The sequence below is a fragment of the Streptomyces luteogriseus genome (assembly GCF_014205055.1).
Taxonomy (GTDB): domain Bacteria; phylum Actinomycetota; class Actinomycetes; order Streptomycetales; family Streptomycetaceae; genus Streptomyces; species Streptomyces luteogriseus.
Genome location: NZ_JACHMS010000001.1, coordinates 7,451,954 through 7,469,927 on the forward strand (window position 1 = coordinate 7,451,954; position 17,974 = coordinate 7,469,927).

Here is a 17,974-nt window from a genome sequence, read left to right on the forward strand (position 1 = left end):
GACCAACCTCGATGAACAGTGGACGGCCTGCGAGCCGCGTCGCCGACTCGCTCACCGATCTGTTGCTGCGTCGCTCCGCGGAGCAACCCGACTCCGTCGCCTACACCTTCCTGGAGCGCGACCGCGAGATCTCCTGGACTTACGGCGAACTGGACGCCCGGGCCCGGGAGATCGGCGCGACCCTGCGAAGGCACTGCGCTCCGGGGGAACGGGTGGTGATCGTCCTGCCGCCTGGACTCGACTACGTCGCCTCGTTCTTCGGGTGTCTCTACGCCGAGGTCATCGCCGTCCCCGTATACCCGCCGAACGGGGCGAGTCTGGTCCGCAGCCTGTCCCGGCTGGAGGCGATCGTCTCCGACGCCCGCCCGGCCGCGGCCCTGACCCTCGGGGCCGTCGCGGGGCAGCGCGACGCGTTCGTCGAGACCAACCCCCTGCTGGGCACGCTCCGGTGGATCGGGGTGGACACCGACGTGACGCCGGAGGCCGGCTGGCGGCCGGAGCCGGCGCCCCGCGACGCGCTCGCCTTCCTCCAGTACACCTCCGGCTCCACCGGCACCCCCAAGGGGGTGATGGTCAGCCACGGGAACCTGCTGCACAACGGCGGCGACATCGAGCGGTTCTTCGAGCTCACACCCGACAGCAAGACCGTCATCTGGCTGCCGCCCTACCACGACATGGGCCTCATCGGCGGCATCCTCCAGCCTCTGTACACCGGGTACCCGACGGTGCTGATGCCGCCGATGGCGTTCGCCGCCGACCCCCTGCGTTGGCTGCGCACCATCTCCGACCACCGGGCCACGACCAGCGGCGGGCCGAACTTCGGCTACGAGCTGTGCCTGCGCAAGATACGCCCCGAGCAACTGGAGGGCCTGGACCTCAGCTGCTGGCAGGTCGCCTTCAACGGAGCCGAGCCCGTCCGCGCCGATGTCATGGACGCCTTCGCCGACTTCCTGGCGCCCACCGGTTTCCGCCGCGAGGCGTTCTACCCCTGCTACGGACTGGCCGAGGGAACCCTCATCGTCACCGGCGGCTCGCCCAAGGCGGCCCCCGTGGTGCGCGAGACCGAGGGCGCCGACCCCGTGGTGGGCTGCGGACAGCCCTCCCCGGAACAGGAACTGGCCATCGTCGACCCCGAGACGCGCCGGCGCTGCGCGGCAGGAGAGGTCGGGGAGATCTGGGTCAGCGGCCCGAGCGTCGCCCAGGGCTACTGGCAGCGCCCCGAGACCAGCGCCGAGGTGTTCGGCGCTCGCATCGAGGGCTCGGAGGACGGCCCCTTCCTGCGCACCGGCGACCTCGGGTACGTCGTCGACGGGGAGCTGTTCGTCTCCGGCCGCATCAAGGACCTGATCATCCTGCGCGGGGTGAACCACTACCCCCAGGACATCGAGCTCACCGCCTTCCGGTCCCACCCGGCACTCAGGCACAACGGCGGGGCTTGCTTCACCGTCCCCGTCGACGGCCAGGAGGTGCTGGTCCTCGCACACGAGGCCGAGCGGGTCGCCCGCGACGCCGACGTGCGGGAGGTCGCGGCGGCGGTGCGGGCCGCTGTCGGAGAGAACCACCTCATCGCCCCGTACGCCTTCGCGCTGGTCCGGCCCGGACGGCTGCCACGCACATCGAGCGGAAAGATCCAGCGGTTCGCGGCCCGCGAGCAGTATCTGGCCGGCACGCTCGCCGTGCTCGGCGTCCACGAGTACGGCCAGGACGACGTGTCCGACCCGGTCACGGCCACCGCCACCGCGGGACCGGACCAGGCAGGCACACCTCAGGCGGTGGAGGCGTTCCTGCGGGCGGCCATCGCGCGGCGCGTGGGCGGCGACCCCGCCGCCCTGGACCTCGGCAGGTCCGGCCCCGCCCTCGGCCTCGACTCCCTCGACCTTCTGGAGATCCAGCACGAGGTGGAGAAGGCCTTCGGCGTCGAACTCGGATACGAGGCCATGCACGGCGCCCCGGTCCGCGACGTCCTCGCCGCCGTGGTCGCCTCCCTCGAGGACGCCGGGACTCCGGTCGCACCCGACGCCACCGCACCCGACGTCTCGCCCGACGAACTGAGCCACGGCGAACGCGGCCTGTGGTTCCTCGACCACGTCACCGGCTGCGGCGCCGCCTACAACGTCGCGGGCGCCGTACGCCTCCCCGACGACGTCGACCCGGACGCCCTGCAACGGGCGCTCGACCGGGTGGTGGAGCGACACGCCGCCCTGCGCACCTCGTACACCACGGACGAGGACCGGCCGATGCGCCGGATCGACGCCGGAGGGAAGGTCGTCCTCGACCGCACGGCCGTCCCGGACGCCGCGCCGGGCGCCCTGGAAGCCCTGCTCGCGGACGCCGCCGCCGAGCCCTTCGACCTGGCAGCGGGGCCCCTGGTACGAGCCCGGCTGTGCGCCGGCGCCGACGGCCGGCGGGTACTGCTGCTCGTCATGCACCACATCGTCGCGGACTTCTGGTCGATGTCCCTGGTCGTGGACGAACTGGCGCGCTGCTACCGGGCGGCGCGCTCCGGCACGGCCGCTGATCTGCCGCCGGCCGGTGACTACGCGGCCTTCGTCGCGGCGCAGCAGCGGTACGCGCAGAGCGCCGAGGGCGAGGCCGCCGCCGCCTTCTGGCGGGAGCGGCTCGGCGGTGAACTGCCCGTACTGGAGCTCCCCACCGACCGGCCCCGTCCGCCCGTCCAGACATACCGCGGTGACACCCACGACTTCTCCCTGGACGCGGAACTGCTCGGCGGGCTCACCGCCTTGGCCCGGCAGTCGGGGACGACGCTGTACACCGCGCTGCTGTGCGCGTTCGAGGTCCTGCTGCACCGCTACAGCGGTCAGAGCGACATCCTGGTCGGCTCGCCGGTGTCCGGCCGGGGCCGCCCCGCGTACGCGGACACCGTCGGCTACTTCGTCAACCCCGTCGTCATCCGCGGCGACCTCGGCGGCGACCCGGCCTTCCGCGAGCTGCTGTCCCGGTTCTCCGGGACCGTGTCCGAGGCGCTGGCCCACCAGAACTACCCGTTCGGCCTGCTGGCCGAGCAACTCCAGGCCGGCCGCGACCCGGCGCGGTCCCCGGTCTTCCAGGCCATGTTCATCCACCACCAGGCACCCTCCCGGTTCCCCGGCGACCTCGCCGCGGTCGCCACCGGGCACGGGACGCGGCCGTTCACCCTGGCGGGGCTCGACCTGACGCCGGTCCACGTGCCGCAGCGCACCGCGCAGTTCGACCTCACCATGATCGTCGCGGAGCACGCGGACGGTCTCGTCGGACGCGTCCAGTTCAACGCCGACCTGTTCGACCGTGCCACCGTCGCCGACCTCACCGACAACTTCCGCACCCTGCTCGCGGGCATCACCGCCGACCCCGACCGGCCCCTGTCCGCGCTGCCGCTGCTGAGCGAGGAGAAGACCCGGCGCGTGCTCGTCGACTGGAACGACACCGCCCTGGACCTCCCCGCCGCGCTGTGCATCCACCAGGAGTTCGAGGCCGCGGCCGCTCGCACGCCCGACGCCGTCGCCGTGGTCTTCCGGTCGGCGCGGCTGACCTTCGAGGAACTGTCCGAGGCGTCGGACCGGTTGGCCCGGGAGCTCGTGGGCCGGGGCGTCGGCGCGGAGTCCCGGGTCGGCATCTGTCTGGACCGCTCGCCGGAACTGATCGTCGCGATGCTGGGAATCCTCAAGGCCGGCGGCGCCTACGTGCCGCTCGACCCGGACTACCCGCGCGAGCGGCTGGACGTGGTCGTCTCGGACGCCCGGCTCGACCTGATGGTGACCCGCGGCAGGGTGGCGCGCCGGGTCGCGGGAAGCGCCGTACCCCTCCTCGACGTCGACGACGTCCTCGCCGCACCCGACGGGCGGACCGGATGCCCGGCCGGCCGGGCATCCGCGGACAACGCCGCGTACCTCCTCTACACGTCCGGCTCGACCGGCGTCCCCAAGGGCGTGGTGGTCACCCACCGCAACGTCGGCAACTTCTTCGCCGCCATGGACGAGAAGGTCGGCTGCGGCACCGACGACACGATGCTCGCGGTGACCAACGCGGGATTCGACATCTCCGTCCTGGAACTGCTGTGGACGCTCACCCGGGGCGCCACAGTGGTACTGGCGGAGGACGCGCTCTCCCGACAGGCCGGGCAGGCGGCCCCGGCCAAGCCCGTCGACTTCAGTCTGTTCTTCTTCGCCAGCGACGCCGGCTCCGGCACGGACGACGCGCGCCGGCGCTACGACCTGGTCTTCGACAGTGCCCGTTTCGCCGACGAGCACGGCTTCACCGCGGTGTGGACCCCCGAGCGGCACTTCCACGAGTTCGGAGGCCTCTACCCCAATCCCTCCGTGCTCAGCGCCGCCATCGCCGCCGTCACCCGCAACGTGGCCGTCCGGGCGGGCAGCGTCGTCCTGCCGCTGCACTCACCGGTGCGCGTCGCGGAGGAGTGGTCCCTCGTGGACAACATCTCCGGCGGACGGGTGGGCGTCGCGTTCGCCTCCGGCTGGCACGCCGACGACTTCGTCTTCTTCCCGGAGCGGTACGAGGGCCGCAAGGAGCAGATGTTCCGGGACATCGACACCGTGCAGCGGCTGTGGCGGGGTGAGACGGTTTCCCTGCCCGGCGGTAGCGGCAAGCCGGTGGACATCGCCATCCGCCCGGCCCCCCTCCAACCCGAACTGCCCACCTGGATCACCGCCGCCGGCAGCCCCGACACCTTCACCAGGGCGGGAGCCATCGGCGCGAACGTCCTCACGCACCTCCTCGGCCAGACTGTCGAGCAGGTCGCGGAGAACGTACGCCGCTACCGCGAGGCCCGGCTCCAGCACGGCCACGACCCGGACGCCGGCGTGGTGACCCTGATGCTGCACACCTTCCTCGGCGATGACGTCGAAGAGGTGAAGCGGCAGGTCCGCGAACCGTTCACGGCCTACCTGCGGTCGTCCGTCGGACTGATCGAGAACCTGGTGCGCTCCCTCCACCTGCCCGTCGACGTCGCGGGCATGAGCGAGTCCGACATGGACGACCTGCTGGAGTTCGCCTTCAACCGCTACTTCGACACCGGCGCGCTGTTCGGCACGCCCGAGTCCGTACGGCCGCTGATCGAGCGGTGTGCCGAGGCGGGGGTCGACGAGATCGCGTGTCTGGTGGACTTCGGACTGCCCCGCCGGACGGTCCTGGACGGACTGCCGGCCCTCGACCGGTTGCGCGAGCGCAGCGGACGCGGTACCGCCGCCGAAGCCGAGACCGCCGGGGACGAGGACAGGTCCCTCGCCGGCCAGATCGCGGCCTGGCGCCCGACCTTGCTGCAGGCGACGCCGTCCGCGATGCGGCTTACGGCCCTGGACAAGGCGGCCATGAGCGGACTGACGTCCCTGCGGGCGCTGTTGCTGGGTGGTGAGGCCCTCCCACCCGACCTCGCCCGGGAACTGCGCGAACAGCTGCCTGCCCGGCTGGTCAACATGTACGGCCCCACCGAGACCACGATCTGGTCGGCCACGCACGAGGTGACCGAGGTGGAGGAGACGGTGCCGCTCGGCGGCCCCATCGCCAACACCCAGATCCACATTGTCGACGAGGGCCTGCGACCCGTCCCGGTCGGTGTGGCCGGCGAACTGGTGATCGGCGGTGCCGGGCTGGCCCGCGGCTACTGGTGCCGACCGGACGTCACCGCCGAGAGGTTCGTGCCGAACCCCTTCAGCCGGACGCCCGGAGAGCGCCTGTACCGCACCGGCGACCTCGCCCGCTACCGCCCCGACGGCCACGTCGAGTTCCTCGGGCGGATCGACCGGCAGGTCAAGGTACGAGGGCACCGCATCGAGCTCGGAGACATCGAAGCGGCCCTGGCGGCCCGCGAGGACGTACGGGAAGCGGTCGTGATCGCCCAGCGGGAGGCATCCGCCGGCACCCGGCTCGTCGCCTGTGTGGTGCCGGCCGACGGCGCGGCGCTCTCCGGCCGCGACCTCCAGCGCGGCCTGCGCGAGCGGTTGCCCCAGTCCATGGTCCCCAGTGGCTTCGTCCTCCTGCCCGACCTGCCGCGTACCGCCCACGGCAAGGTCGACGTCAAGGCCCTGGCCGCCCTGCAGTGGTCCGGCTCCGGCAACGGCGTCAAGGCGGCACCGGTGACGGAGCTGGAGCGGTCCATCGCCGCGATCTGGAGCGAGGTACTCGGCGTCGAATCGGTCGGACTGTATGACAACTTCTTCGATCTCGGCGGGCACTCCATGCTGATGGTCCAGGTCCACAACCGGCTGCAGCGCGACACGGGCGTGGAACTGCCCCTGATCAAGCTCCTGGAGCACCCGACGGTCAGCGCGCTCGCCGCCCATCTGGGCGAGGGCGGCGCCGACACGGAGCAGCGGGTGTTCTCCGGCAGCGAGGAACGAGCGCGCCGTCAGCGCGACAGCAGGCGAAGGTCCCGCGGGCTCGGTGGAAGGGGCAGGGCGTGATGAGCGAGCTCAACGAGCCGGCGGAGGACACCGGCTCGGACATCGCCGTCGTAGGCATGGCCTGCCGGTTCCCCGGCGCGCCCGACGTCGAGACGTTCTGGGCGAACCTGCGCGACGGCGTCGAGTCCATCCGGCACTTCACCCCGGAAGAACTGGCCGAGCTGGGCGTACCGCCGGAGGTCTCCGGACAGCCCGGCTTCGTCCCGGCGGGCGCCCCCATCGACGACCCCGAGGGCTTCGACCACCGCTTCTGGGGATACTCCCCGCGCGAGGCGGCGCTGCTCGACCCCCAGCAGCGGCTGTTCCTGGAGACCGCCTGGGCCGCGCTGGAGCACGCCGGGCACACCACGTCCGACCGGTCCGGCACCGTCGGCGTCTACGCCGGCATGGGCCTGAGCACCTACCTGCTGTACAACCTGCTCGACCACCCGGACATCAGCGACTCCGACACACAACTCGCCATGCTCGGCAACGACAAGGACTTCCTGAGCAGCCGGGTCTCGTACCACCTGGATCTGCGCGGCCCCAGCATGACGGTGCAGACCGGCTGCTCGACCTCGCTCGTCGCCGCCCACCTCGCCTGCGACAGCCTGCTCAGCTACCAGTGCGACCTGGCCCTGGTCGGCGGAAGCACGGTGGTGCTGCCCGAACGGACGGGCTACGTCCACGTCCCCGGCGGCACGGCCTCCTCCGACGGGCGGTGCCGGGCCTTCGACGCGGCCGGCGACGGCACGGTCTTCGGCAGCGGAGCGGGCGTCCTCGCCCTGAAGCGGCTGGACGACGCTCTGGAAGACGGCGACACCGTGTACGCCGTCATCAAGGCGTCCGCGGTCAACAGCGACGGCGCCAACCGGGTCGGCTTCACCGCACCCAGCCTGGACGGTCAGGCCGAGGTCGTCCTGCGCGCGCAGAAGATCGCGGACGTCGACCCGCGGACCGTCACCTACGTCGAGACGCACGGCACCGCCACGAAGCTCGGTGATCCGGTGGAGGTCGCCGCGCTGACCAAGGCCTTCCGGCAGGGCACCGACGCCACCGGGTACTGCGCCATCGGCTCCGTCAAGACCAACATCGGGCACCTGGACGCCGCGGCGGGCGCGGCCGGCCTGATCAAGACGGCCCTGGCCCTGCACCACGGGAAGATCCCGCCGTCACTGAACTTCGACGAGCCCAACCCGCAGATCGACTTCGCGGCGAGTCCCTTCTACGTGAACACGGAGCTCGTCAGCTGGCCGGACCGGGACGGCCCCCGGCGGGCCGGCGTGAGCGCCTTCGGCTTCGGCGGCACGAACGCCCACATCGTCCTGGAGCAGGCCCCCGCCCTGCCGCCCGTCCCGGACGACGCCGGGCCACAGCTCCTGGTCCTCTCCGCGAGGACGCCCTCCGCGCTGGAGGAGACGACCGCGAGGCTCGCCCGTCACCTCCAGGAGCGGCCGGACCTGACGACGAGGGACGTCGCCCACACCCTGCGGCAGGGCCGCGTGCCGTTCGAGCACCGCAGGGCGCTCGTGGTCCGGGACCGTGAGGACGCCCTCGCCGTACTGGAGGGCGGCGACCCGACGCGGCTGCACGAGGGGGCCGCGGCCCGCCAGGACCGGCCCGTCGCCTTCATGTTCGCAGGGCTCGGAGACCAGTACCGGGGAATGGGCCGGGACCTGTATGAGGGCATGCCGGAGTTCCGGACGGCCGTGGACGAGTGCTGCGACCTGCTCCGGCCGCTCCTCGGCCTCGACCTGCGGGACGAGTTGCGGCTGCGCGGCCCGGCCGTCGAGGCGCCCGCGAGCGGCGGGCTCGATCTGCGGCGCATGATGTTCGGCGGAGGCGAGGAGGACGACCCGTTGCAGCGCACCGGGCTCGCCCATCCGGCGCTGTTCGTCGTCGAGTACGCGCTGGCCCGGCTGTGGCAGTCGCTCGGTGTACGGCCCGCCGCGCTCATCGGGCACAGCCTGGGGGAGTACGTCGCCGCCACCGTCGCGGGCGTCTTCACCCTGGAGGACGCCCTGAGTGTGGTCGTCGCCCGCGCCAAACTGTTCGACGAGATGCCCCAAGGCGCCATGCTGGCCGTCCCGCTCGGCGTGGAGGAGACCACCCGGCACCTCGACGGGGACCTTGCTGTCGCTCTCGTCAACGGACCCGCCCTGACCGCCGTGTCCGGTCCGGTCGACGAGATCGAGGCGCTGGAGCGGCGCCTCGCCGGCCGGCGGATCGCCGCCCGGCGGATGCGCGCCGAACGGGGCTTCCACTCGCCCATGGTCGCCGGCATGGCCGCGCCCCTCGCCGAGTTCATCGCCGGGGTACCGCTCGCCCCGCCCCGCATCCCGCTCGTGTCCAACGTGACCGGCACCTGGATGACCCCGGAACAGGCCACCGACCCCGCGTACTGGGCCCGGCACAGCGTCAGCACCGTCCGGTTCGCCGACGGGCTGGCCACCCTGTGCGCCGAACGGGACCGCTCCCTCGTCGAGGTGGGCCCCGGGCAGTCGCTGAGCGCGCTGGCGGCGGAGCACCTCGCGGGGGCGGACCCGCAGGCGCGCCCCGTGGTGGTGCCCTCCCTGCGGGCCGTCTACGACCGCCGCCGCCCCGACGACCTCAGCCATCTCCTGGACGCCATCGCCCAGTTGTGGACCACCGGTGCGGCCGTCGACTGGGACGCCCTGTCGGACCCGGCCGGGCACCGCAGGGTCGGCCTGCCCACCTACCCGTTCGAACGCACCCGCTGCCGGTTCGACCCGCCGGGTGAGCGTTCCGGGCCCTCCCGCAGGCCTTCCGGCACCGCCCGGCGGGACGACCCCGAGTCCTGGCTGCTCGCCCCCGCCTGGCAGTCGGCGCCCATGCCGCCCCCGGCGCCGCCCCGGCCCGCCGGCGAGCACTGGCTGCTCCTCGCCCCGGTCGGACAGGACGGCCTGCCGCACCCGCTCGCCCTGAGCGTCAAGGACCGTGCCACGGCGGCCGGACACCGGGTGACCGTCGTCGTGCCCGGCGCTCCGGCCCCCGCCGACGGCCACCGGCACGGCGTCGACCACCGGATCGACCCGGCCGACCCGGGCGCCTACGCCGAACTGGTCGCCGCGCTCGACGACGACCAGTGGCCCGCGAAAGTGCTCCACCTGTGGAGCGTCGACCCGGGCGGCGACGACGCGGAGGGCATCGACCCGGACGGCGATCCGTACACACGCGGCATGCACAGCCTGCTGTGGCTGTCCAGGGCCTTGTCCGCCCGCAGCGCCGCCACTCCCGTCGACCTGTGGGTCGTCTCCCACGGGCTCGTCGGCGTGGAACGCGCCGACCGGCCGAGGCCGGAGGTCGCCACGCTGCTGGGCGCCGCCAAGTGTGTTCCGCAGGAGTACGAGGGCATCAGCGTCCGCTGCGTCGACGTCGCCCCGGAGGACATCCCGGGCCCGGGCGCGGACGAACTCGCGGACCGGATCATCGACGTCGTCGCGGAGGCGCCCGACGAGCGCCTGATCGCCTACCGCGGACGCACCCGGTGGGTGCGGACCTTCCAGCCCCTGACGCTCGGCACGGCCCGCAGCCCCCTGCGCGGCGACGGCGTGTACGTGATCACGGGCGGACTCGGGGCGGTCGGCCTCGAACTGGCCGACCACCTGGCCGACATGGCCGCGTCGATCGTCCTGACCGGCCGCTCCGCCTTCCCCGAGGAGGAGGAGTGGGACGGCTGGACGGCCCGCCACGGCGACGACGACCCCACCAGCCGAAGGATCCGGCGGCTGCGCGCCATGCGGGAACGCGGCGCGCGCGTCCTCGTGCAACGGGCGGACGTCACCGACGAGGCGGAGATGAACCGGGCCCTCGCGGAGACGGAGCGGCTGCTCGGACCCGTCACCGGCGTGTTCCACGCTGCCGGGATCGTGGGCGAGAACGCCTTCGCCCCCATCGACACCCTCGACCGGCGGTGGCTCGACGGCGTGATGCGCGCCAAGGTCGACGGCACGCGCGTCCTGGAACGCACCCTCGCCGGACGTGAGCCCGAGTTCGTGTTGCTGTTCTCCTCCAACGCGGCCCTGCTCGGCGGTCTCGGCACCGCCGGCTACACCTCGGCCTGTGTATTCCTGGACTCGTTCGCCCAGGCCAGGGCCGGACGGCCGGGCACGCGCTGGATCAGCGTCGACATGGAGGACTGGATACCCGACGAGGGGCTCGGCCGCCCGATGACCAGTGTCACCCGGTACGGCGTCGGTGTCGCGGAGGGCGTTCGGTTGTTGAGCCGTATCGCGGAGAGCGCCGAGGCCGGTGTGACCACCATCGTCACCGCCGACCTCGAGGAGCGGCTCGACCGATGGGTCCGCCACCCCGAGGTCGCCAGACGCGGACGCGTACCCGCCGGCGGGGCCCGCCAGCCGCGACCGGAGCTGAGTACCGCCTACACGGAGCCTTGCGACACCACGGAGACGGTCATCGCGGACATCTGGGCGGAGATGCTCGGCGTCGACAAGGTCGGCCGCGACGACGACTTCTACGAACTGGGCGGGCACTCCCTGCTCGCGACGCAGATCGTGTCGCGGGCCCGCGCGGCGCTGGGCGTCGAACTGTCGCTGCTCAACCTGCTGCGCCGGCCGACCGTGGCGGGTCTCGCCGACTACGTGCGTGGCGACGAGAGCGAGGCGGCGGCCCAGGACCCCATTCCGGTCGCGCCACGGGACGAGGCGCTGGCCCTCTCGTACGGGCAGCAGCGGTTCTGGATCATCGACCAGCTCACCCCCGGCAACTCCGTCTACAACATCCCCGACGTCGTGCGCGTCGAAGGGCCCCTCGACGCCGAGGTGCTGCGGTCCTCCCTCGACGACATCGTGGCCCGGCACGAGGCCCTGCGGACGTCCTTCGGCCTCGACGGCGAGCGGCCCACCCAGCGCATCGCGACGGACGTGTCCGTCCCGCTGCCCGTCACCGACCTGCGCGACCTGCCGGAGGGGCAACGGCGCCGGCGCTGGGAGGAACTGGCCCTGGCGGAGTCGCGGCGGCCGTTCGACCTGACCCGGGCGCCCCTGTTGCGGGCCGCCCTGCTGCGGGTGGGCGAGGAGGAGCACATCCTGCTGCTCACCATGCATCACAGCGTGTCCGACGCCTGGTCCACCGGCGTGTTCGTCCGGGAACTCGGCATCCACTACGCCGGCCGTCTCGGCGCGGCCACCGAGGAACCGCCGCCGTTGCCCGTCCAGTACGCCGACTACTCCGCCTGGCAACGGGCGCGGCTCGACGGGCCGCAGCGCGAGGAACTGGTGGAGTACTGGCGGACCCAGCTCGCCGGCGCACCCCAGCTGGTGGAGTTCCCGCCGGACCACCCGCGCCCGGCGGCCCAGAGCTTCGCCGGCGCGACCGTGCCGCTCACGCTGCCCGGCCCCCTCGTCAAGGGCCTCCAGCAGCTCGGCGGCAGCCAGGGCGCCACGCTGTTCATGACGCTGCTCGCGGCCTTCACGTTCCTGTTGCACCGGTACTCGGGCGAGCGGGACGTGGTCGTCGGATCCCCGATCGCCGGGCGTACCCACCCGGACGTGGAGAACCTGATCGGCGTCTTCGTCAACATGCTGGCCCTGCGCACCGACGTCGACCCCGGCCTGTCGTTCCGCGACCTGCTGGAGCGGGTCAAGGAGACGACGCTCGGCGCCTACGCCCACCAAGAGCTGCCGTTCGAGCTGGTCGTGGAGGCCGTCGCGCCCGAACGCAGCCTCGGCCACGGCCAGTTGTTCCAGAATGTCCTCGTTCTGCAGAACGCCCCGCTGCCGCCTCTCGACCTCGCCGGGCTGCACCTCGAACAGGTGCCGATGCCCGCCGTCAACGCCAAGTTCGACCTCATGATCATGCTGCGTGAGACGGGCGACGAGGCGGTGGGCATCCTCGAGTACGCGACGGACCTCTTCACCGAGGAGACCGTGCGCCGGATCGGTGCCCACTTCGTCAGCCTGCTCAACAAGGTCGTCGCGGACCCCGACCGCCCCCTCGCCCGGATCGACCTGCTCTCGGAGACCGAGCGGGCAAGGGTCACCGGCGAATGGGCGCACGGGCCCGAGGGCCACGTCGGTCGGCGTTCCCTGCCCGAGATGTTCCGGGAGCACGCCGCCGCCACGCCGGACACGGTCGCCGTCCGCGACGCGCTGGACCCCGCCGCGTCCCTGACCTTCGAAGAGGTCGAGGCCGCCTCCAACCAGCTCGCCAGGGAACTGCGGCGACGGGGGGTGGGCGCCGAGTCGCGTGTCGCCGTCTGCGCCGAGCGGTCCCCGGAGACGATCGTGCTGCTGCTGGCGGTCATGAAGGCCGGTGCCGCCTACGTGCCCCTGGACCCCGCGTACCCGAAGGACCGGCTCAGGTTCATGCTGGCCGACTCCGGAGCCGAGCTGGTGCTGGTCGCGGGCGAGCACCGAGAACGCCTCGGCGAGGGTCCGCACACCACGCGGACGGTGGACGTCGACGCGCTGCGACAGGCCTCCGCCGACCTGCCCACGGCCCCCCTCGACCTGCGCATCGACCCCGCCCAGCCCGCCTATGTCCTCTACACCTCCGGCTCGACCGGCGTCCCCAAGGGCGTGATCGGCCTGCACGGCGGCATGGTCAACCGACTGGAGTGGATGTGGCGGGAGTTCCCCTTCCAGCCCGGAGAGGTCCTCTGCCAGAAGACCTCGCTGAACTTCCTCGACTCGTTCTGGGAGATCTTCGGGCCGCTCTGCCAGGGCGTACCGGTCGTGGTGCTGCCGCAGTCCCTGCTCATGGACCTGCCCGCGCTGGTCGCAGCGCTCGCCGAGCACCGGGTCACCCGCATCGTGCTCGTCCCGTCCCTGCTGCGGGCCCTACTTGACACGGTGCCCGACCTCGCCGGTGAACTGCCCGCTCTGCGCCTGTGGGTGAGCAGCGGGGAGGCCCTCCCGGCCGACCTCGCGGGCCGCTTCCTGAAGACCCTGCAGGGCCGGACCCTGCTCAACCTGTACGGGGCGTCCGAGATCTCCGCCGACGTCACCTGGCACGTGCTCACCGACGCCGACGTGGCGGCGGGCAAGGTGCCCCTGGGCAGGCCCATCGCGGGAACCAGTGCGTACCTGCTGGACGAACTGATGCGGCCGGTCCCCGCCGGGGTGGCGGGGGACCTGTACATCGGCGGGCCCGCCCTCGGCCGGGGCTACGTCGGACGGCCGGACCTCACGGCCGAGCGTTTCGTGCCGAATCCCTTCCCCGACGGACCCGGCGGACTGCTCTACCGCACCGGCGACCGTGCGCGGTTCCGGTCCGACGGGGCCATCGAGTACGCCGGACGGAGCGACCAGCAGGCCAAGGTCCGCGGATTCCGGGTCGAGCCCGCCGAGGTGGAACAGGCCCTCCTCGCCCACCCCGCACTGGAACAGGCCGTCGTGACGGCCGAGGGTGAGGTCCTGGCCGCCTACTACGTCGCGGCCGAGGGACAGCGGGCCGACGTGGAGGAACTGCGCCGGCATCTGCACGGGCGGCTGCCCGGCTACATGGTCCCCACGCTGTTCGTGCCCTGCGCCGAGCTGCCCCTGACGCCGAGCGGCAAGATCGACCGCCGGGCGCTCAGCGGCCTCGCCCGTACCGGGGCACGGACCGCGACGGCGTCCTCGGTCGCACCGCGTGACGACGCCGAACGGGCGGTCGCCGTGCTGTGGCAGGAGACGCTCGGCACCACGGGACCGGTGGGCGTCCACGACGACTACTGGGCCTCGGGTGGCTACTCGCTGCTCGCCACCCGATTCGCCGTACGCGTCCGGGAGACCTTCGGCGCCGCGTTCCCGCTGGACCGGTTCTTCGCGGACGCCACCGTCGCGGGTGTGGTCCGGACCCTGAGGGACGACCCCGACACCGGCCACGAGGTCGACGAGCGTGCGGCGCTGCTGCTGCGGGTCGCGGAACTGTCCGACAGCGACCTCGATCGACTGCTGACCCAGGAGGACGTGTGAGCGGCACCGGCGCAGACATCGCCGACAAGCGGCGGGAGGCCATGCGCCGACTGCTCGCGCAGCGCGGACTGAGCACGAAGTCCGAGTCGCCGATCGCCGCCCACCCCGAGCGCGGCAGCGCCCCGCTGTCGCACCCTCAACGCCAACTGTGGCTGTTCGAGCAGATGTTCCCCGGTACGGGGGCGTACAACGTGCCCGCGGCGGTACGGCTGGCCGGCACGGTCGACGTTCCGGCCCTGCAGACCGCCCTGGACGCCTCGATCGCCCGGCACGCCGTCGTCACCGCCAGGTTCCGCATGGAGGACTCCGAGCCCCGGCAGTACTTCGCCCCTGATCCGGGCCGGGTGCCCATCCGACGGCACGACCTGACGGGGAAGCCGGCCCCGGACCGGGAACGCTGCGCCCTCGAGCTGGCCAGGTCCATCGCGGCCCGCCCGTTCGACCTGACCGACGCGCCGCCCCTGGCCGTCCACCTCGTCACCCTGACCGAACACGACCACGTCCTGGTGCTCAACATGCACCACCTCGTCGGCGACGCCCTGAGCTGGGGTGTGCTCCTGCGCGAGGTCGCCGCCGGCTACGACGCCGTCCTGCGCGGCGAGAAGCCCGCCGCCGAACCCACGCCCGTCCACTACGGCGACTACGCGCGCTGGCACCGCGACCGGCTGCACGGCGCGGCCTACGACGACCAGATCGCCTACTGGGAGCGGGTGCTGACCGACCCGCCGTCCGTCCTGGAACTTCCGGCCGACCGGCCCCGTCCGCTCACCCCGGCGTTCCGCGGCGACGTGGTGGACTTCGGCCTGGACACCGCCACCGTCGCCGGGCTCAGGGAACTCGGACGCCAGGAGGGCGCGACCTTGTTCATGGCCGTCATGGCCGCCCTCGACGTCCTGCTGTACCGCTACACCGGCCGGACCGACTTCCTCGTGGCCACCTCGGTGGCCAACCGCGCTCACTCTCAGGTCGAACCGATGGTCGGCCTCTTCGTCAACACGCTGCTGCTGCGGGCCAGGCTCGACGGTGACCGGACGTTCCGCGAGGTCCTGCGTCACGTCCGGGAAGGGACCGGTGAGGCACTCGTCCACCAGGAGGTCCCGTTCGAGAAGGTCGTCGAGCGGCTGCGCCCCGACCGCACCGGGGGAGCCGTCCCGTACTTCCAGGTGATGTGCACGCTGCGCCCCGCGCCGCGCTTCCCCGCGATGCCCGGCCTGCGGCTGAGCGACTTCCCCGTCCACAACGGGACCAGCAAGCGCGACCTCACCCTGAACCTGGTCGAGGACGGTGACACCGTCCTCGGGCAGTTCGAGTACGACACCGAGATCTTCGACCGCGAGACCGTGACCCGCCTGGCCGCGCACCTGGGGCAGTTGGTGACCGCCGCCCTCGCGGCGCCGGACACCCCGGTCGGCGCACTGCCCATGCTCACCGACGCCGACCACGCCCCGCCCGCCGAACCGGCCCTCTACGCGGCGGCGGCCTCGTGCGTGCACGAGCTGTTCGCCGAGCAGGCCGACCGCACTCCGGACGCCGTCGCCGTACGCGGCGAGGGCACCACGCTCACCTTCGCCGAACTCGACCGGCGTGCCAACCAGTTGGCGCACCTGCTGCGAGAGGCGGGCGTGGGCCCGGAACGCCCGGTCGGGCTGTGCCTGGAACGCACCCCGGCCATGGCCGTGGCCGTGCTCGGCGTGCTCAAGGCGGGCGGCGCCTACGTGCCGGTGGACCCCGCCGACCCGGCGGCCCGGCGCGCGGCCATCCTGGCCGACTCGGGCGCCGCCGTCCTGGTCCACACGGGCGGCGCGGACCCCGGGGCCACGATCAGGACGGTGGAACTCGACCCGGACTGGACGGCGCTGCGCGATCGGCCCACCGACTGCCCCGACAGCGGGGCGACACCCGGGAACACCGCGTACATCCTCTACACCTCCGGCTCCACCGGCGCCCCGAAGGGCGTCGCCGTCGAGCACCGCCAGATCGTCAACTACACCTTCGCGGTGCTGGACCGGCTCGGCGTCGACGAGCCACTGAGCTACGCGATGCTGCAACCGCTCACCGTCGACTCGTGCCTGACGATGCTGGTGCCTCCCCTGGTCACCGGGGGAGAGCTGCACCTGATCACCCGTGAGCGCGCCCTCGACGCGAACGCCCTGGCCGACTACATGGCGCAGCACAGGGTCGACTGCCTGAAAATCGCCCCCTCCCATCTGAAGGCCCTCATGCGCTCCGGGCGAGGCGCGGACCTGCTGCCCCGGCGCCGTCTCGTCATCGGAGGCGAGGCGTCGGGCTGGCAGTGGCTGCGCTCCGTCGCCCGCACCGCCGGTCCGGACTGTCAGGTGTACAACCACTACGGTCCCACCGAGACCACCGTCGGCGTGCTGACCTGGCCTGTTCCCCGTGAAGCGGAGCCCGAGGCGGTGAACGCCCCGCTGGGAAGACCGCTGCCCAACACCACGGTCCATGTGCTCGACCGCGACGGCCGGCACGTGCCGACCGGGGCCCCCGGTGAACTCTGCGTCTCCGGCGCCAACGTGGCCCGGGGCTACGTTGGCAGACCGGACCTCACCGCGGCCGCCTTCGTCCCCGATCACCTCGCCCCGGCCGGCGGCGGCACGGCGAACCCGCCGGGCGGGGAGGGCGGGGCCCGGATGTACCGGACCGGTGACCTGGTACGGCTGCGCCGGGACGGCACTCTCGAGTTCCTGGGGCGCGGCGACGACCAGGTGAAGATCCGTGGGTTCCGGGTCGAGCTGGGCGAGATCGAGGCGGCCTTGACCGACTGCCCTCTCGTACGGGAGGGGATCGTCGTCGTCCGGCGCGACGGACAGGAGGAGCCCCGGATCGTCGGCTACCTCGTGCCGCAGGGCGCCGGGGACGCCAGGGGCGCCGAGGACGCCGAGGGCAAGGGGGACGGCGCGGACGGCGGGGACGGCGGCGGTGCCGGGGGCGCCGACACGAGTGCCGTGCTGGAGTACCTGCGGGCACGCCTGCCCCGCCACATGGTTCCCTCCGCGCTCGTGGCGCTGCCCGCCCTGCCCCTCTCCGCGCACGGCAAGGTCGACCGGAGGGCGCTGCCCGCCCCGGCGCGCACCGAAGCACCCGTGCTCGCCCCCCGCAACGACACGGAGCGGGCCGTCGCCGAGGTGTGGCGCGACCTCCTGGGCGTCGACGACGTCGGCCTCGACCAGAACTTCTTCGACCTCGGCGGTCATTCACTGCTGCTCATCGAACTGCACCGGCGGCTGGCCGCGGACGTGGGCATCCACGCCGAGCTGATGGAGCTGTTCCGCTCGACCACCGTCCGCTCCCAGGCCGCCCTCGCCGACGACGAGACCGGCGCGGCGGGACCCGTCGGCCTGGACAGCGCCAGGGAACGCGGCAGACGGCAGCATCAGCTGCTGAGGCGCAGGCAGGCGGCTCGGCCGCAACGGCCCGCGCCATGACGGACCTTGACACCGGGAAGAGCGGCTAAGAGTATGAGCGGGACGCTGCCGCAATGTATCGACGTTCCCGCAGCGCGATCGACAGACCGGGCCCGGGCCGTCTCCCGGGACTTTCCGCCGGCCGGTCGTCTCCTTCCCGCCCCGCCTCGCACGGTCCGCGCCGTCCTGTCGCGCACCCCGCCCGGCCGGGGCGGCT

The 17,974-nt window shown here is 72.9% G+C and carries 3 protein-coding genes; all 3 read left to right on the forward strand.

The window, feature by feature from the left end:
• The first annotated feature begins 11 nt into the window (after positions 1–11).
• The 3 genes from BJ965_RS33210 to BJ965_RS33220 are packed head-to-tail and all read left to right on the forward strand — an operon-like array spanning position 12 to position 17,778.
• Positions 12–6,416, forward strand: a complete 6,405-nt coding sequence (locus BJ965_RS33210; RefSeq protein WP_184913958.1) for a MupA/Atu3671 family FMN-dependent luciferase-like monooxygenase — start codon at positions 12–14, stop codon at positions 6,414–6,416.
• Positions 6,416–14,335 carry a non-ribosomal peptide synthetase/type I polyketide synthase gene (locus BJ965_RS33215; RefSeq protein WP_184913960.1) on the forward strand — a complete coding sequence of 2,640 codons (7,920 nt, stop codon included), beginning with the start codon at positions 6,416–6,418 and terminating at the stop codon, positions 14,333–14,335. The genes BJ965_RS33210 and BJ965_RS33215 overlap by 1 nt, the downstream gene beginning before the upstream one ends.
• Positions 14,332–17,778, forward strand: a complete 3,447-nt coding sequence (locus BJ965_RS33220; RefSeq protein ID WP_184913962.1) for a non-ribosomal peptide synthetase — start codon at positions 14,332–14,334, stop codon at positions 17,776–17,778. Before BJ965_RS33215 ends, BJ965_RS33220 begins: the two co-directional genes overlap by 4 nt.
• The last annotated feature ends 196 nt before the right edge of the window (positions 17,779–17,974 follow it).